Raw genomic sequence first — 18585 nt, 5'->3', positions numbered from 1 at the left:
TCGATGGTCAGCCCTGCTTCTTCGAGGTCGATAATTGGTGCTTCTGTTCTTGGCACTGCGGGATCAAATACCAACACTTTAGGAAATAATAAACGGTCAGATGCAACTGACATCACCATGCCTATTTGCTCGCTAGATAGTTGTACTACACTGCCTGGCGGATAAATACCTAATAGTTTAATTAATCGACCCAAATAGTCTTTGTTAAACTGTTTTGCTTGTTGCTTAAAGAGAATAGAGAGCGCTTGGTAGGGGATTTTGGCATGTTTAATATTGGTAGGGTGGCAGATATTATCATAGCGATTTACTACTGCTACAATTTGAGCCAACTGATCAATTTCATTAAGCTTTAGTCCTGCAGGATAGCCACTGCCGTCGGCACATTCATGATGCTGTAATATGATAGTTTTAGCCTGTTCGGGAAACTCCTCAATGAGCTGCAGTAAATCAATTGCGTATTTACAATGCATTTTATAAAGGTTTTCTTCCGCGTTACTTAGTGGCGACGCTCTGCGAACGATTTTCGATGGTAGTTTAATGGTGCCGATATCATGAAACAAAGAGCCTAAGCCAAGCATTTTTATTTCTTCTAAGGTGCAACCTGAGGCTTTGCCGAGCATCATGCTAAGCACACTCACATTTAAAGAATGGTAATAGAGCGCCTCTGTTTCTTTGGATTCTCCCATTAAATGTAATACGGTATTTTCCGCTTTCATCAAGGATTCTGCCATTGTATCAATTAATTCTACCGCATCACTAATTGCATTGAGTGGTCGGCTAAGTATCTTCCCCATCACAGATCTGACTTGAGACATACTCTGAGTAAACTCTTTTTCGCATTTTTGTAATTGCCGACGATAGTTTTTCAGTTCTTCAATGCGTTCTTGCTTGTCTTGCCACAGTTGCTTTTGCAACGCGAGTACCGCATCTTCTTCTTCATGAGACAGGGTCACAATAGGTGTGTTGGCTGCTAAGGGTAGGTTATCTGATTTTTCGGGCACGATAGTGACATGCTTAAGCCCTAAGTTGCGGATCACATCAATTTGATCTTGCGACTTAATCTTAAAACTACTGAATAAAAATGGGTGATTACCCCAGTTAACAGGTAACTTCACATAATTACCGAGTTGTAATCGATTCACCGATATTTTTAGTTCGGCCATATCATCCTTGGCATTAAAGAGAGTCTTATAACTTTAGCATATCGCAAGTCCTAGCTGACAAGCTAACTTCTTTTATGTAGACTTCTGGAAGTCTAGACATTTTTGGAGATAATCATGCCCATCCGTATTCCTGACGCCTTGCCAGCTGTTGACGTGTTAAGATCTGAAAATATCTTTGTGATGCCTGAATCAAAAGCGATGCATCAAGATATAAGGCCCCTTAAGGTATTGATCTTAAACTTGATGCCGAAAAAGATTGAGACCGAAACACAACTAATGCGGTTGCTGTCAAATACACCATTGCAGGTAGATATCGAATTAGTCCGAGTCGATGCGCGAGCTTCAAAAAATACCCCTAAAGAGCATTTAGATGAGTTCTACCAAGACTTTGATCGAGTTAAATCGCAAAAATGGGATGGCTTTATCATTACGGGGGCGCCGTTAGGTACGGTACCGTTTGAAGATGTCTATTACTGGGATAAATTTGTAGAAATAGTGGAGTGGTCTAAGCATAACGTCACTTCTACACTATTCCTATGTTGGGCAGCACAAGCTGCGCTAAATGTGATATATGGGCTGAAAAAACAAAGTCATGAGCAAAAGCATTCCGGTGTTTTTGAGCACCAAACTTTTAATCAGCAGCATCCACTGGTGCGAGGTTTTGATGACTTCTTTCAGGCGCCTTTATCGCGCTATGCCAAGTTCTGTCCAGAAGAAATAATGGCGCAAACTGATTTGAATGTTTTTGCCAACTCCGCAGAAGCGGGCGTTTATCTGGCCGCCACCACTGATTGTCGACAAGTCTATATTACCGGCCATCCCGAGTATGACTATGACACTTTGCACCAAGAATACATTCGTGATCAGAATGAAGGATTAGCGCCGCAAATCCCGATTAACTATTACCCGAATAATGATCAAACCCAAGTGCCCAGAGCCAGTTGGCGTAGCCACGGCAACCTTTTGTACAGCAACTGGTTAAATTACTGCGTCTATCAACAAACGCCGTATGATTTAGATCAGCTTGGCCGTACAGAATAATAGTTGCCAGCGTAGCAAATAGAATAAAGCTACTGATTTAATCGTTATAACTAAGGTTATCGTAACGTCTATCTCAGTCCAAAATATGATAAACTCGCGTAAATTTTGTGCGCGTTACAGGCAGTAGAAGCAATGGAAAACAAAAAGCAGTTATTGGAAGCTCAATTAGCAAAACGCATCTTGTTAATTGATGGCGGTATGGGCACGGAAATCCAGTCATATAAGCTGGAAGAAGCCGATTATCGTGGTGAGCGCTTTGCCGATTGGCATTGTGATGTCAAAGGTAACAATGATTTACTTGTACTAAGCCAGCCACAAATGATTGCTGATATTCACAAGGCTTATTTGGATGCCGGTGCGCACATTCTTGAAACGAATACATTCAACGCCACTACGATTGCGATGGCGGATTACGAAATGGAATCTTTGTCTGCTGAAATCAACTTCGAAGCAGCGAAAATTGCGCGTCGTGTCGCAGATGAAAAAACGGCAGAAGATCCGACTAACCCACGCTTTGTTGCTGGTGTATTAGGTCCAACTAACCGTACCGCTTCTATTTCACCCGATGTAAATGATCCCAGTTTCCGCAACGTCACATTTGACCAGCTAGTTGAAGCCTATAGAGAATCAACCAAGGCGTTAATTGAGGGTGGTGCTGACATCATCTTGATTGAAACCATCTTCGATACCTTGAATGCTAAAGCCGCTTCTTTTGCTGTAGAAACAGTATTTGAAGAAATGGGCATCATTTTACCCGTGATGATTTCGGGCACTATCACCGACGCCTCTGGCCGTACCTTATCGGGTCAAACCACCGAAGCGTTCTACAACTCCATGCGTCATGTAAAACCACTTTCCTTTGGCTTGAACTGTGCACTGGGCCCAGATGAACTGCGCACCTATGTACAAGAGCTATCACGCATTTGTGAAACCTATGTTTCTGCTCATCCGAATGCAGGCTTGCCCAATGCCTTTGGTGAATATGACCTAGATGCTCAGGAAATGGCAGAGCACATTAAAGAATGGGCGGAACAAGGTTTCTTAAACTTAGTAGGTGGCTGTTGTGGTACTACTCCGGCGCATATTAAAGCCATGGCTGATGCTGTGGAAGGTGTCAAGCCGCGCGTACTGCCTACTATTGAAGTGGCATGTCGCTTAAGTGGTCTTGAGCCACTTAACATCAACGCAGATACTTTATTTCAGAACGTTGGTGAGCGTACCAACGTGACCGGCTCCGCCCGTTTTAAGCGTCTAATTAAAGAAGAACAATACGACGTTGCATTAGAGGTTGCACAGCAACAGGTAGAGGCTGGCGCACAGATCATCGATATCAACATGGATGAAGGCATGTTGGATTCGCTGCACTGCATGGAAAAATTCCTCCACCTTTGTGCTACCGAGCCAGACATTTCTAAAGTACCAATCATGATTGACTCATCGAAATGGGAGATCTTAGAAGCAGGCCTGAAATGTGTGCAAGGTAAAGGTATCGTTAACTCCATCAGCATGAAGGAAGGTAAAGAAAACTTTATCAACCAAGCTAAGTTGATCCGCCGTTATGGTGCCGCCGTGATCGTAATGGCATTTGATGAATTAGGCCAAGCTGATACTCGTGAGCGTAAATTTGAAATTTGTGAAAAATCATATCGAATTTTGGTTGATGAAGTCGGCTTTCCACCTGAAGACATTATTTTCGACCCCAACATTTTTGCTGTTGCCACCGGTATTGAAGAACATAATAACTACGCCGTTGATTTTATTAACGCGGTTAAAGACATTAAAGAAAACCTACCCCATGCGATGATTTCGGGTGGCGTGTCTAACGTATCTTTCTCGTTCCGTGGCAACAACCCGGTGCGTGAAGCTATTCATGCCGTGTTTTTATACTACTGTATTAAAAATGGCATGGACATGGGGATCGTTAATGCGGGCCAACTGGCTATTTACGATGACATCCCTGCAGAGCTAAAAGAGAAAGTAGAAGCCGTAGTACTGAACACTCACCCAGGTGCTACGGAAGAGCTATTGGATATTGCGGCAAAATATGCCGGTACCGATGCCGAAGCAGAAGACCCAAAAGTTGCCGAGTGGCGCAGCTGGCCGGTAAATAAACGTTTAGAACATGCGTTAGTCAAAGGTATCACGGAATTTATTGAAGACGACACCGAAGAGGCGCGTGCGGCAGCAGCACGTCCACTTCACGTGATTGAAGGGCCATTAATGGATGGCATGAACGTGGTGGGTGACTTGTTTGGCGCCGGTAAAATGTTCTTACCACAAGTGGTTAAATCGGCGCGGGTAATGAAACGCGCTGTAGCTTATTTACAGCCTTACATTGAAGCCGAAAAAGGCGAAGGGACGCAAACCGCTGGTAAAGTGGTCATGGCGACGGTAAAAGGTGACGTTCACGACATAGGTAAAAATATCGTTGGTGTGGTACTGCAATGTAACAACTACGAAATTATCGATCTGGGTGTGATGGTGTCGTGCGATAAAATCTTAAAGGTGGCCAAAGAAGAAAACGCCGACTTAATAGGCCTATCTGGCCTGATCACGCCATCGCTTGATGAAATGGTCTACGTGGCTAAAGAAATGCAACGTCAAGGCTTTACTATTCCATTGTTGATCGGCGGTGCCACTACATCAAAGGCGCATACTGCAGTAAAAATTGAACAAAATTACGACCAGCCAGTAGTTTATGTGTCAAACGCTTCACGTGCTGTCGGTGTGTGTCAAACCTTACTTAGTGAAGATGGCAAACCTGCCTTTATTGAGCGTTTGAATAAAGACTATGAAACAGTGCGTGAACAACACGCCCGTAAAAAGCCGCGTACACCACCAGTGACGTTAGAAGCTGCACGCGCCAATGGCTTACAACTCGATTGGGAAAATTACACACCCCCAGCGCCATTAAAGCCGGGCGTACATAAGTTTGAGAATTACTCAATTAAAGAGATTCGCGAATATATCGACTGGACGCCGTTCTTCCTGACTTGGTCTCTTGCGGGGAAATATCCACGTATTCTCAACGACGAAATTGTTGGTGAAGAGGCTAAACGTCTGTTCAAAGACGCTAATGACATGCTTGATGAGCTTGAAGCCTCAGGCAAAGTGCAAGCTGCGGGGATTATTGGCATCTTCCCAGCTAACCGCGTTGGCGATGATTTAGAAGTGTACACCGATGAATCGCGTTCAGAAGTGCTAACGCATTTACGCGGCTTACGTCAGCAAACACAGAAAGGCAAAGGTTACGCCAACAACTGTTTGTCCGATTTTGTTGCGCCGAAAACTTCAGGTAAAGCCGATTACATTGGCGCCTTTGCAGTAACCGGTGGTATTGGTGAATCTGACTTAATCGAGGCATATAAAGCCAATCACGACGACTACAACGCCATTATGATGTCGGCGGTATGCGATCGTTTAGCTGAAGGCTTTGCTGAGCTACTGCATAAAAAGGTGCGTAAAGAAATTTGGGCTTATGCTCCGGATGAAAACTTAGATAACGACGATTTAATTCGTGAAAAATATCAAGGTATCCGTCCTGCGCCGGGCTATCCTGCTTGCCCTGAGCATACCGAAAAGGGCGAGATTTGGAAGCTGCTTAATGTTGAAGCAGAGATCGGTATGAAGCTGACAGAAAGCTATGCTATGTGGCCGGGGGCTGCCGTGTCGGGTTGGTATTTCTCGCACCCAGAGAGTAAGTATTTTGCGGTGGCGCAAATTCAGCAAGATCAAGTTGAAGACTATGCCAAGCGCAAAGGCATGACACTGGTTGAAGCTGAGCGCTGGTTAGGGCCTAATTTGGGCTATAACCCTGATGCATAAGTATGACTAAATCAAGTTGATATCATTTTTTAAGCCGCATTATGCGGCTTTTTTTATATCTGTAAATTTGCCAGCTATGCTTAGCGTATCCTTTCTAAAACGGTAGAGACGATACCAGTCATTATGGAGAAAAGAATGCGGCGATGGCGTTGTCAGATTTGTGGATTTATTTATGACGAACTAAAGGGATTACCAGAAGAAGGGATCCCTGCAGAAACTTTGTGGTCTGACGTTCCTGAAGACTGGACCTGCCCTGATTGTGGTGCAGATAAGGCCAGCTTTGATATGCAGCCGATAAGGTAAAGAGCGTGCGCTATTTATTAAAAGTAGCAAGCATTGTCTTTTTTCATTGTTCCCTGTGCCTCGGCGCGCTATTGCTTAGTGCTTGCGGCGGGCCATCCACAGCGGAACATAAGGCTCTCGCTGAACAGTATTTGCAACAACAAGATTGGACTGCTGCGGCTTATCATTTAAAGCAAAGTATTCAGCAAGATGGTAAGCAAGGATCTGTTCGGCTGCAATTGGGAAAATTATACTTACGGCAATTTCAACTTGATAATGCAATAAAAGAGCTGCGTATGGCGAAAGCCCTGGGCCTCACTGCAGCACTCCCCCCGCTCGCACAAGCATATAGCTGGCAAGGAAAGTACGCCGATATTTTACATCTTCCAGTTAACGCCCAAGCGCCTTATAAGGAGCAAGCAGAGCTGCTTATGTTAAAAATAGAAGCGGCTTTGGTGTTAGACCCACTAGCTGATGTTGAAAGGTATCTTGAAACCTTATCTCAGATCGCGCCTAGCTCGCGTGAATTTTGCTTAGCGCAAGCTTATTATTGGTTGGCCCAGCGCAAATTAGAGCAGGCACAACCCTGGCTAGAAAAAGCGTTAGCGTTAAACCCAATCGATCAACGAAGTTTATGGTTGCAGGCTAAAACCCTCTATTCATTAAAGCAATATGATGACAGCGCTAAGACTCTAGTGAGCTTGCTAGCTCTTTCTCCAACTCGTGTTAGTTACTATCTGCTAGCCGTTGATGTTGCCTTTGCTATGGGGGATCTCGAGTTAGCTGAGCACTATATTAATCAAGTTGAAGACTTAGATAACAAGCAACCACAGCATATCTTTAATCAGGCATATTTAGCCTTGCAGCATAAAAACTTTACTCAAGCGATTGCGCTAACAGATAAGCTGCTTCTAATTCAGGAACATTATGGTGCAAGATTGATTAGTGGCATTAGTCATTATTATTTGTCTAATTGGGAGCAAGCGTACAGCCAGTTTGCTCGCACGGCGGCGCAGCTACCGAGCGAGCATATAGTGCAACAATTGATGGCTGATGTTTTATTAAAATTAGGGCAAGTTGAGCAATCCGCTGAGGTTGCTAATGCTGCTAACTGGCATGATGTTAATCAATTGCCTTTACTCCTTTCGCTCTCTTCTGGCCTACAGCAGCATGGGCAAGTTGAAATGAGTCAGCGTCTATTACACAAAGCGCAACGTATGGTTGAGGCTGGTGGCTCAGGTGAATTAAATACCGGTATTATTCAGTTATTGTCCGGTGATCTTGAGGCTGGTATTGCTTCTCTTGAAGTGGCGCTAAATGATGCTAATGACAGCGAGGCTAGCAGCGGCCAAGTGTTGCTATTTAATGCTTACCTCACAGCGGAAAAATGGCTTCAAGCAGAACGGCTTGCTTTGAGCCTATTTAATACCCCAGAAACTAGAGAGTTAAGCTATCAAATGCAAACTGTCCTATTACTTAAGCAGCAGCAATGGGATTCCGCATTACAATTGCTACAGCGTGCCTTATCAGAGCGGCCTAACGCCACAGGCTTATTATACCTTTCGGCTCGCACGCAGTTTTTTCAAGGCAATATCATGGCCGCTCGAGCCACCATCGAGCAATTACTCCAGCTGCAGCCTGATTCTCAGCAAGGGCTAAAGTTGGCGACGTTAATCGATCTAAAAAATCATCAAATCGACCTTGCGATAGAGCGGCTGTCACAACAATCACCAGTGTCGCTGTCAGTTGCTAATCGGTTATTGTTAGCGCGTTTATATCTTCTCCATCAGCAACCTGATGCTGCATTAACTTTATTAATGGAGATGCCAAACCAAGAGAAACTAAGTCAAACATGGCAATTTTTGGTCGCCATGAGCCATCAGCATTTGCAGCATTGGTCGCAGGCCGAGCAAAGCTTAATGAATTTGCTAAGCGCGCAAGGGCTAACAGAGGCAACATTACTTCCTTTGGCACAAGTCATGTTAATGCAAAATCAATATGCCGAGCTATTAGCTGTTTTAGAGCAATACCCTTTGCTGGACAGCTCCGCCTATCAGGCTCTATATGTTCGATTGTTGATTCAGCAACAGCGTTGGTCTCAGGCTAAGATTGCGTTAAGACACGCTAAAATGAACTTTCCAAATCAAGCCGCCACGTTTAATCATTTACTGCTACAGCTCACATTAGCGAGGGGAGAAAGTCAAACAGCGGAGCAGCTACTAGAGCAGCGAATGCAGCAACAGTTTGAGCGGCAAGAAGTGCTCGACTTAGTGCATATTTATCGCAATCGCCAACCGGACAAAGCCTTGTTAACACTAGAGTTGGGTTTAAAGCAATTTCCGAAAGACTTGGTGTTACTACAAACACAGGCCCAGTTACTGTGGCATTTAGGCAAGATTAAACAAGCACAGTCAACTTGGCGTTATATTATTACTTTACAACCAAACGATGTCATCGCGTTGAATAATCTTGCTTGGCTGAGCTATCAAAATGGCAAGATAGCTGAAGGCTTAAGCTTGATTGAAACTGCTTATCAGCATCACCCAAATCATCACAAAGTGCTGGATACTTATAGCGCACTGCTGGTCGCGCAATCCCGTTACCCTGAAGCGATTGTGTTATTAGAAAGTATTCCTGAGGCATCAAGGGAGAAAAGCATGTTATTACATTTGGCCCAAGCATATTATGGTAACAATGATTATGGTAAGGCTAAGCGAGTGCTAGATGAATTGTCGTTAACCGAAATGGAAGCTTCTATGCGGATAGAAGTTCAAGCTTTACGAGCAATGATAGATGCTAATCTGCGAACCACTTCATAAACATCACGCTGTCAGGATCTTTTACACTGTGTTATAGATCGACCCTTGCTTAGTAATAGAAATAGCTCCAACACATTGAAAATATAAGCCTAAAAATAACTGGCACCAAGTATGCAAATACTGATTTCAGAGGCAGCTGTACCGCCTTAGAATCATCTAACATACGAGGTGTACACCATGGATAAGTTTAAGAAAACAGCACTTAATATTGCCCTAGCGGGAGCAGTATTAGCAGGTTTTGCACTTCCCGCACAGGCGACTGGGGTGTTGGCTACAGCCACGATTGAATTGAAAAATCTCCGCTTTCATGATGATGGTGGAACGAATTTTTCGAATCTTAATTTTGGACCAACTTCAACCTCAGGTGCTTTGCCCTCTGGTACTAACAGCACGGGTCTATCTGCGACCTTAGATGGCGTCACTAAAGAAGAGGGTGGCATCGCCGTATTGCCATTTGATGTCATTGCTTCTGGGGGGTCTATAGCATCATTGGAAATTGATCTTGATTCAAATGACTATTGTGTTGGTGCAGGTTGTACCTTAATTAATAATGACTTTAACACTAATATCATGAGTAGCAGTTCACTGGACTTGGTCAACCGTTCGTACTCCGATTCCTTACTACGTGGCACCGCTATTGATTATGACCTAAATCAGGATGGTGTTATTAATGGTGCAGGGGTATTTATTGATCATGACTTAGATCCTCTTACACCTGATGTAGAAGTGTTTGACTACCTTTCTACAGGTACGCATGTCGGTGCTGAGAGCACTGTGGAATTGATGGCGGATGGCTTAGGGTTTGCTGACGTGGATACTCAGTTAACTTCTTCAGTGTCCTTTGTTTGGACTGGCGGTGACACACACTTCAATATCTCATTCGACGCTTCTGCATTTGCCGAAGCGTTTGTTGATGAGCTTCCTTCAGCCCCAGAAAGTGCGAATGCAGTAGCAGAATACAGTCAAACATTTGAGTTAGTTGATGAATTAACGGGGGATATTATTCTAGAGTGGGCTAGCTTAGATTTGAATCGTTCTCGCTCTAGAACGGACGGTGCTCCAGGTTCGCGTACAGCCAGCTTCGCGGGCCCATTAACATTAACTTCAACTGACTTGCTTGTTAATGGTAGAGAGTATAGCTTTCAAGCAACAACAGGGACTACGGTAACTGCCTCCCTTAAAGTTCCTGAGCCAGCATCCATTGCATTGTTTGGGTTAGGTCTTTTGGGACTTTCGCAAATTCGTCGTAAGAAACAAGCTTAAGAAAATCACAAGCACCTAGTTGTCTAGGTGCTTTCTTATTTCTATTCAATTAATTAGCCTAGTGTAAAAAATACTGACAGTCGTATCATATTAAATAGTGGATTATTTATTTGTGTTAGCTTTTAGGCTGGTTGAGTGGTTCCGTATTATGCAGTCATGGAAGTGGTATATGGGCAAACTTAAGCGAAAAATTATTCACTTACCCGGTATCAATTATTTGATACGTAAGGTTGTATCATACAAAGCAAGCCGTGAAGCTAACGAAATCGCTCATCACTTTGACGAATACTTAAAACCACTTATTGCCCATGAACAGCATCTTCGCGATGAAGTACACAAAATCCGCCATCATGTCTATTGTGAAGAGCTTGCTTTTGAACCATCTCGACCAGATGGTATGGAGCAGGATGATTTTGATCCTTTTTCTATCTTCTGTGTGATAGAGCACAAGGCAAGCCATCACTATGCCGGGTGTGTCCGTGTCGTAACGCCACAAACGCCGGATCAGCAGCTACCTTTAGAAAAATATTGTCAAGGTGCCATCACTGATCCTCACTTAAACCCTGCTAACTTTGATCGCAACAAAATTTGTGAAATATCTCGTCTGGCTGTGCCTGCTGAGTTTCGTCGGCGTAATGCTGATAAATTTGCTGGGGCTGAAACTGGCGCGGTGAATGAAGAAACCTATTCAGAAAAAGAACTTCGTTGCTTTCCTTTTATTGCCATTGGCCTTTATTTAAGCGCGGCTTCAATTGTGATTAATCGCGATATCGAGCATTGCTTTGTGATGATGGAGCCTAGATTGGCACGGAGTATGCGCTTTGTTGGGATTAAATTTAAACAAATTGGCCCTACCGTTGAGTACCATGGTAAGCGAGCGCCTTATTACATTAACCCTATTTTATTTTTGCGTAATTTGTCACCTGGCTTCAAAGTGTTGCATCTGAACTTGGAAAAAGGGTTGGCGAAAGATGTTCGCCATTTAGAGTAATTCAGCCCATGGCTTTTCATGTCTTTAACGGGGCGTTAATTGGAGAACTTAACTACACTCAACAATACCGATTCTGGATTGGGGGAGTAATATGGAAGACACACTGCTAGATAAGTATGCCGCGATTGTCGGAGAAACTCATGTGTTAGCCTCGCCCGAGCAGCTACTCCCTTACGAGACCGCAACTTACGAAACATCGAACAAGGTGAAGGCGGTGTTGCTACCCAATTCAACCGAACAAGTACAAGCATTAGTTAAGTTGGCTAACGAGCATCTAGAGCCACTATATCCGATCAGCTCGGGTAAAAACTGGGGTTATGGCTCTGCGGTCCCTACCGCCGATGGTTGCACTATTCTCGATTTAAGCCGGATGACAAAAATAGTTAAATTTGACCCTGATTTGGCTTATGTCACCTTAGAGCCTGGTGTGACGCAAAAACAGCTATACGATTTTCTACAACAGCAAGGTGGTCATTTGTGGATGGATGCCACCGGTTCCTCACAAGATTGCAGCATTATTGGCAACACCATGGAGCGCGGTTTTGGTCATACCCCGTATGGTGATCATTTTGGTAGCGTTAGTGGTCTTGAGGTAGTGTTAGCCAGTGGTGAGCGTTTTAAAACCGGCTTTGGTCGGTTTCCACAAGCGCAAGCGGCGGAGGTCTATCACTGGGGCGTCGGCCCATACTTAGATGGTTTGTTTAGCCAATCGTCATTTGCAGTTGTAACGCAAATGACGGTGTGGTTAATGCCTAAACCAGCTTATTTTCAGGCTTTTTTTTGTAGTGTGGATAAAGAAGACTTTGGCCCTATGGTCGATGCTTTGCGACCATTACGACTTGATGGCACGCTAAAAAGTGCCATGCATTTAGTGAATGGCGACAAGGTTGTTTCTGCTTTTGATCAATACCCTTGGCAAGAAATGAAAGGAGAGTCGCCTCTTTCCAGAGAGTGGCTGGCGCAACGTTTAAAGCAACTTGATGCGAAGGAGTGGAATGCTTCGGGGGCGTTATATGGCACTTGGCTTGAAGTCGCTATTGCTCGTCGCAAGATAAAAAAAGCGTTGGCCAATATTCCTTCTCGCAAGATCAAGTTTCTTGATGACAATCTGTTAAAGCTAGCGCGTTTTGTGCAAAAACCTTATCAGATGATCACAGGCTTTGACTTAAAAGGCGCCCTTGATAAAAGCATACCTGTTTATTTACTAAAACAGGGCGTTCCGACTAACGCCTTTATCCCAAGTACCTATTGGCGGAAAAAAACGCCGCCGCCAGAGATGGATCAAGCACATCCCGATCGAGATAAATGTGGCTTACTCTGGCTGGCCCCTGTTGCCCCGATGACAGGAAAGCATGCAACGCGCTTGGAGCATCTCGTTTATAAATATCTTTTGGAATATGGTTTTGAACCTGCCATTTCAATGACCTTATTAACCGAACGATGCATTGATTGCGTTATTTGCATTACTTATGACAGAGACAATCCAGAGGAAGAGCAACAAGCTTTGGCTTGTCACGATGCTTTGTTTAGCGCATTAACCAGCGAAGGCTACTTCCCTTACCGCTTATCAACGCGCGCAATGGAAATGCTACCTGCTGCAGCGCCTGCGTATATCAAGGTTGTTAATGATATTAAACGCGTCTTAGACCCTAACTTGATACTGTCACCTGGCCGCTATCAAGAAAAGGACTAAATTTTAAAGGACACTAATATGATTAGCTTGAGAGTAAAACCTTATATTGTCAGTATTTTATATCTTAGTTTGACACTGTTAGTCGGTTGTGGAGAAAGCAGCATCAATGAACAAGAGGCTTATGAAAAGGCGATAGCGTTTCAGCAAGCTAATGAGCATAGCAGTGCGATTATCGAATTTAAAAATGTCATTAAAGTGAACCCAGAGCGAAACGACGCCAAAAGACAACTGGCTGATTCCTACATCTATATCGGTATGTACCCTTTTGCCGAAAAAGAGCTAACTAAAGCGCTTGCGCAACAAGATTCGCCTGAAGTTAAACTCAAATTGGCCAAGGTTTTATTAATGCTTAATAATGAGCCGCGCTTAAAGAAGGTATTGGCCGAACGAGAAGATTGGCCCGTTGAACTTGAGGTTGACGCTTTGGCAGTGACCGCTCAGGCAGACCTACTTGCTAATCGGCCTGAGCTTGCTTTAGCAACACTGAAACAAGCTAAAGACCTTGATGTGGTAACGGCTGAGTTATTATTTGCGAGTGCGCTACAAGCACTCTCATTCGATGATCAAGAAGAAGCGCTAGCAAACGTCAACTTGGCTTTGGGAAAAGAGCCCGAATTAGTTAAAGCCCAAATATTGAAAGGGCAGTTATTAATGGATAAACAAGAGTTTGAAGCTGCTCTAGCCTTGTTTAATCATGCTGCAACCCTGCAATATGCTAACCCTGAATTATTAATCTACCCTGTGCGTCTCTATGTGCAGACCAATCAAGTCGAATTGGCACACCAGCAGTTAGATAAGTTAATTAAAATTATCCCTAACCATATAGAAGCTAATTACTTTAGAGCATACCTACAATTACAAGCTAAGGACTATGAGCAAGCACTCGCTTCAGCTGATAAAGTGCTTAAAATCGACAATGACCATATTGCAGCTCATTTTATTTCAGCTGCAAGTGCTTACTCGCTTAAACAATATGAGAAAGCGTTTTCCCATGTTTCGAAGGTGACTTACGCTTATCCTAGTTATGCCGAAGGGCTAAAATTAAAGGCGGCGATTCAGTTCAAATTAGGCGATGAGTTAGCGGCGACCGAAACCTTAAGTGCTTTAAACGCCTCTGATTTTAATCAGCAAGACATCGGCTTACTGAAAGCGGCAGGACAAACACGACTACAAAATGATGATTTCTTAATGTCGCAGCAGTTATTTGAACAAGCTGCACAGCTTGCGCAAGATGATAAGTCGATTGATTTACTGATGGCGCAGACTGCCTTTTTACAGCCTAATGTTGATAAAGGGATTGAGCTGCTAGAAGAGATAAAGAAAAAGCTCCCAGATCAAGAAGAAATTGAAGTTGCGCTGATTGTTAGTCATTTGAAAAAAGGTGACTTTAACGAAGTATTACAACGAGCTAAGGCGCTACAAACGCGTTTGCCTGAACAAGGAGTGGGGCTGGTATTACAAGGGATAGCCTATGCCCTTAATCAACAGCTTGATTTGGCTGAACAGGCATTTTTAGCGGCCCGAGAAATAGAGCCCACCAACTTGGGAACATTACAGAACCTAGCGGCAATAGCATTACAGCAAAAAGACTATGATCAGGCGAAGCAATATTATTTAGATGCACTCACGATAGATAAAACAGACTTGAGTAGTTTATTGCAGCTGTATTTACTCGCACGGCGTAAAAATGAGATAGAGCAAGGTCTGGCTTACTTAAGGCAAGCGCTGCAATATCACCCCGATAGCATGGCTGCTAATCTTCCCATGATCGAGTATTTTTACTTTAACAACCAACCACAACAAGCCTTAGTGTTGGCCAATAATATGTTAGAAAAACACCCGCAACCAACACCTGAGCAAGCCAAAATCTTGTTCTATAGTGGTGTGGTGCTGCAATACTATAAGCAGTGGGAAGAGGCTAAATCTCGTTTAGAATCATTTGTAGATCGCTATCCAGCCAGTTATTTAGGGCATTTCCATTTAGCCACTGTATATGCCATGAGCAATGAGCTACCTGCCGCACGAAGTGAGTTAGATAAGGCGATTCAGGCTAATGCTTTTTACCCGCCGATTGCTATGCTTGATATTCGTTTATTGTTAAGCCAGCGAGAGTTCGTGGCAGCGCGGCGTGCCATACAAGGCTATCGTGAGAAATTCCCAAACACTGTGGTGGTTGATGAAATGCAGGCTCGCCTTGAATTGGCTCAAGGTAATTTCACAGAGTCGATAAATTTATACCAACAAGCGTTAGCTGTATCAGAGACTAATTATCTGGTCCTGCAATTGGCAAATGTTCACTGGTCGGCTGGGCAAGTGGATCAAGCGATTAAAGTATTAACGGATTGGCTTAATAAATATGAAAGCGATATTTTGTCTCGCAGGGTATTGGCTGATTATTTGATGGTTGCGGGTCGTGACCAAGAGGCCATTGAGAATTTAGTTAAGTTAGGTGCCCAAGTTAAGCCTGATGTGCATGTTGAAAACAACCTAGCTTGGCTTTATCAAAAGCAAGGGAAAACAGATTTAGCCCTTGGTCATGCCGAAACGGCCCATGATTTAGCGCCCGATAATGCAGGGGTAATGGACACCTTAGCGGTGATTTTATTGCAAAAAGGAGATGGCATCACCGCAGAGCGGCTACTTACTCGCGCGGCGCAATTTGCGCCTGACGATCCTGATATCCAATACCATTTAGCGCAAGCGATGATTAAAAACGGCAAAAAAGAAGCGGCGAAAGTGGTGTTAGAAAAGCTCATTAGTAATCATCAAGATTACCCAGCCTTAACCGAGAGTAAGGCTTTACTCATGTCGTTATCTTAGTTTCTGATATATAGGAGTTTCCTATTGCGCTTAAGTTTTGTTAGCTTAAGCGCTTTCTGTTACTAGCGACCCTTTAATGCTTCCTTCTATTGTTATAGCTTTAGCTTATCTTTGTGATCTTATTATTGGCGATCCGTATCGCATTCCTCATCCTGTGCAAGGTATTGGTGCACTGATCAATGCCGCTGAACGTTTACAGGCTAAAGTAACACTGACTAAGAAAGTGTTTGGGGTTTGCGCTAATCTGACTGTTTTAGTGTTTGTTTTTTGCCTGAGTTTACTGCTAGCCAACCTTCATTGGTTGGTGGAGCTTTATTTTTTATACACTTGCCTAGCGACAAGAAGTCTTTATAACGAAGGGGCAAAGGTCTGTCGTATCTTAGATCAAGGAGACATGGCGCTGGCACGCAAAGAACTTAGTTACTTAGTCAGTCGAGACACGGCAGATATGGAACAAGCCCAAATTACCCGCAGTGCGATGGAGACTATCTCAGAAAATACCGTTGATGGTATCACTGCGCCGCTGTTCTACATGTGTCTAGGTGCGTTAGTGTCACCTTGGTTACCCGGCGCTAGTTTGGCTTTTGCCATGACTTATAAAGCGATTAATACCTTTGATTCGATGTGGGGTTATAAAAATGAGCGTTACCTTGAACTGGGTTGGTTCTCGGCACGTTTGGATGATTGGGCTAACTGGTTGCCTGCTCGTCTAACGGGGGCGGTGTTGTTACCCTTATCTGCATGTTTGCTTCGTTATGATTGGCGCAGTGCTTGGCGCATATTTTGGCGTGATCGTTTAAACCATGCCAGCCCTAATTCTGCTCATCCTGAAGCCGCCGTTGCGGGTGCCTTGGGGGTGCAGTTTGGTGGTGTAACGTCGTATTTTGGCCAACGCTATAACAAGCCGACCATCGGAGATAATAATAAACCGTTCACCACAGAGTTAATCAATAAGAACCTGAACTTAATGTTCGTTTGTTCTTTACTTTGCCTTGGGGGCGTAATGTTGGTGTTAATGATAGCAGGTGGGATGTAAATGGAATTACATGGTGGAAATATACATAAGCTAGCGCGTGATACTGACACTGAAGAGTGGTGGGATTTTAGCGCTAATATTAATCCGCTTGGTTTGCCTGAAAGTGTAAAGACGGCCTTGGTTGAACAACTGAGTTGTTTAACGGTTTACCCTGATCCTGAATATGTGAAATTACGGCAAGCTTTGGCGAATTATTGCGATCAGCCCATTTCGCATATTCTTCATGGTAATGGTGCGACCGAACTGATTTATTTGTATTTTAGGGCTATTAAGCCTCGCCGAATTCTTATTGTTGCGCCAACTTTTGCTGAATATGAACGAGCGGCGACTAGCGCAGGTGCGCAAGTTGATTATTGTGTGTTAGACAGTGAATTGAATTTTCAACTATCCACTGAGCAAATTGCTTTAGCGCTGGCGCAGCACAATTATGATGTATTGGTTGTTTGTAACCCTAATAACCCAACGGGTGGCTTTATTGCGCAAGAACAGATGAAGCGGTTAGCTGAGTTGGCTTTGGCGCATCAATGCCGCATGCTGGTGGATGAAGCGTTTATTGAGTTTGTTGATGATGGTCATGCGCCAAGTATTGCAGATCTAGGCTTGTCTCATGTGTTTGTGGTGCGCGCCTTAACTAAGTTTTTTGCGTTGCCGGGCATTCGTTTGGGTTTCGCTATCAATGCCGATCAAGAATTAACCCAGCAGGTCAATCATGAACGTGAGCCTTGGAGTGTTAATGCCCTTGCCGAAGTGGCCGCTATCAGTGCGTTGCAAGATCAGGCCTATATACAGGGCTCACTTCGTTGGTTACAACAACAGCGCGAATACTTATTAACAGAACTACATCAGTTAGCGGGATGGCATGTTTATCCATCCCGAGTTAACTTTGTCTTGTGTCGTCTGCCAACTGGTTTAACCGCCTCTAATTTGCGTCAGCGCTTACTAAAGCAAGGTATTGTGATTCGTGATGCCAGCAATTTTTATGGTTTGGATCAGCGCTACATTCGCTTAGCGGTAAAAAGCCAGCAAGATAACCAACGCTTGATTGACGCATTGCAGCTGGTGCTGGCTTGAGTTCATACGCATTGCGCTTCTATCCCTGAAAGCGAAATGTTGCCGTCAAACATACTTTATCTAGCTGAGTTCGCCTTAGGCAGAACTCAGGTTACTTAATATGGTTTAACGGCAGCGCAGTATTTTGGAAAATACTGCGTAGCATAAAGCTAGAGCGTACGCCGGTGACGCCTGAAATACGCGTTAATTTACCCAGTAAAAATTCTTGGTAAGCTTCCATGTCTGGCACCATTACCTTCAGTTGGTAATCGGCATCCATTCCTGTAATTAAACAGCATTCAACAATTTCTGGATATTGCGCTACTTCTTTTTCAAAGTTTTCAAAGCGATCAGGTGTGTGTCGATCCATGCTAATGTGGATATACGCGGTTAGTTTTAAACCCAGCTTTTGTGGGTTAAGTAAGGTAACGTGTTTATCGACATAACCTGCTTCTTCTAGGCTTTTAACACGACGAGAGCAAGGTGATGCAGACAAGCCAATTTGTTCTGCCAGTTCCAGATTACTGATTCGGCCATTCTCTTGCATCAAGGTTAAAATGTGTCTGTCGGTGCGATCTAGCTTAGTCATTATTCGGCTTCCA

General features: G+C 43.9%; 12 protein-coding genes. 10 read left to right on the top strand and 2 right to left on the bottom strand.

Annotation, left to right across the window (positions count from 1 at the left end):
• Positions 1 to 1163: HD-GYP domain-containing protein (locus K1M91_RS18405; protein ID WP_232803728.1), on the bottom strand; the 1163-nt coding region annotated here is incomplete at its 3' end.
• 114 nt (positions 1164 to 1277) lie between these two features.
• On the opposite strand from K1M91_RS18405, the gene metA reads away from it, so the two are divergent.
• The 10 genes from metA (at position 1278) to cobD (ending at position 18004) form a co-directional block, all read left to right on the top strand.
• Positions 1278 to 2204 carry a homoserine O-succinyltransferase gene (gene metA, locus K1M91_RS18400; RefSeq protein ID WP_232803727.1) on the top strand — a complete coding sequence of 309 codons (927 nt, stop codon included), beginning with the start codon at positions 1278 to 1280 and terminating at the stop codon, positions 2202 to 2204.
• Positions 2205 to 2336: 132 nt separating this feature from the next.
• Complete coding sequence (gene metH / locus K1M91_RS18395) at positions 2337 to 6029, top strand: methionine synthase (protein ID WP_232803726.1); 3693 nt, start codon at positions 2337 to 2339, stop codon at positions 6027 to 6029.
• Positions 6030 to 6164: 135 nt separating this feature from the next.
• Positions 6165 to 6332: a rubredoxin gene (locus tag K1M91_RS18390; RefSeq protein ID WP_232803725.1), complete on the top strand. Its 168-nt coding sequence runs from the start codon at positions 6165 to 6167 to the stop codon at positions 6330 to 6332.
• 5 nt (positions 6333 to 6337) lie between these two features.
• On the top strand, positions 6338 to 9130 hold the full coding sequence (gene prsT / locus K1M91_RS18385) for an XrtA/PEP-CTERM system TPR-repeat protein PrsT (RefSeq protein ID WP_232803724.1): 2793 nt from the start codon (positions 6338 to 6340) through the stop codon (positions 9128 to 9130).
• 177 nt (positions 9131 to 9307) lie between these two features.
• Complete coding sequence (locus K1M91_RS18380; RefSeq protein WP_232803723.1) at positions 9308 to 10393, top strand: EDSAP-1 family PEP-CTERM protein; 1086 nt, start codon at positions 9308 to 9310, stop codon at positions 10391 to 10393.
• 169 nt (positions 10394 to 10562) lie between these two features.
• A complete protein-coding gene (locus tag K1M91_RS18375) occupies positions 10563 to 11384 on the top strand; it encodes a PEP-CTERM/exosortase system-associated acyltransferase (RefSeq protein WP_232803722.1) in 822 nt (273 codons plus the stop codon).
• 91 nt (positions 11385 to 11475) lie between these two features.
• Complete coding sequence (locus K1M91_RS18370; protein WP_232803721.1) at positions 11476 to 13077, top strand: FAD-binding oxidoreductase; 1602 nt, start codon at positions 11476 to 11478, stop codon at positions 13075 to 13077.
• Between the two features lie 18 nt (positions 13078 to 13095).
• Positions 13096 to 15897, top strand: coding sequence for an XrtA/PEP-CTERM system TPR-repeat protein PrsT (prsT, locus tag K1M91_RS18365; protein WP_232803720.1), 2802 nt, complete (start codon positions 13096 to 13098; stop codon positions 15895 to 15897).
• 76 nt (positions 15898 to 15973) lie between these two features.
• The gene (gene cbiB, locus K1M91_RS18360; protein WP_232803719.1) at positions 15974 to 16933 is read left to right on the top strand and encodes an adenosylcobinamide-phosphate synthase CbiB; all 960 of its coding nucleotides are present in this window, start codon (positions 15974 to 15976) and stop codon (positions 16931 to 16933) included.
• Positions 16934 to 18004, top strand: a complete 1071-nt coding sequence (gene cobD, locus K1M91_RS18355; protein WP_232803718.1) for a threonine-phosphate decarboxylase CobD — start codon at positions 16934 to 16936, stop codon at positions 18002 to 18004.
• 91 nt (positions 18005 to 18095) lie between these two features.
• Here cobD and K1M91_RS18350 read toward each other — a convergent pair whose 3' ends face one another.
• A complete protein-coding gene (locus K1M91_RS18350; RefSeq protein ID WP_232803717.1) occupies positions 18096 to 18572 on the bottom strand; it encodes an Lrp/AsnC family transcriptional regulator in 477 nt (158 codons plus the stop codon).
• Positions 18573 to 18585 lie beyond the last annotated feature (13 nt).

The organism is Motilimonas sp. E26 (assembly GCF_021278025.1).
In the GTDB taxonomy this organism is placed as follows: Bacteria; Pseudomonadota; Gammaproteobacteria; order Enterobacterales; family CBDFNC01; genus Motilimonas.
This window is presented reverse-complemented; position numbering and strand designations above follow the sequence as displayed.

Excerpts from the sequence above, each read along its gene's own strand:
- metA (WP_232803727.1), top strand. The coding sequence starts at position 1,278 with ATGCCCATCCGTATTCCTGACGCCTTGCCAGCTGTTGACGTGTTAAGA.
- metH (WP_232803726.1), top strand. The coding sequence starts at position 2,337 with ATGGAAAACAAAAAGCAGTTATTGGAAGCTCAATTAGCAAAACGCATC.
- K1M91_RS18390 (WP_232803725.1), top strand. The coding sequence starts at position 6,165 with ATGCGGCGATGGCGTTGTCAGATTTGTGGATTTATTTATGACGAACTA.
- K1M91_RS18380 (WP_232803723.1), top strand. The coding sequence starts at position 9,308 with ATGGATAAGTTTAAGAAAACAGCACTTAATATTGCCCTAGCGGGAGCA.
- K1M91_RS18375 (WP_232803722.1), top strand. The coding sequence starts at position 10,563 with ATGGGCAAACTTAAGCGAAAAATTATTCACTTACCCGGTATCAATTAT.
- K1M91_RS18370 (WP_232803721.1), top strand. The coding sequence starts at position 11,476 with ATGGAAGACACACTGCTAGATAAGTATGCCGCGATTGTCGGAGAAACT.
- prsT (WP_232803720.1), top strand. The coding sequence starts at position 13,096 with ATGATTAGCTTGAGAGTAAAACCTTATATTGTCAGTATTTTATATCTT.
- cbiB (WP_232803719.1), top strand. The coding sequence starts at position 15,974 with ATGCTTCCTTCTATTGTTATAGCTTTAGCTTATCTTTGTGATCTTATT.
- cobD (WP_232803718.1), top strand. The coding sequence starts at position 16,934 with ATGGAATTACATGGTGGAAATATACATAAGCTAGCGCGTGATACTGAC.
- K1M91_RS18350 (WP_232803717.1), bottom strand. The coding sequence starts at position 18,572 with ATGACTAAGCTAGATCGCACCGACAGACACATTTTAACCTTGATGCAA.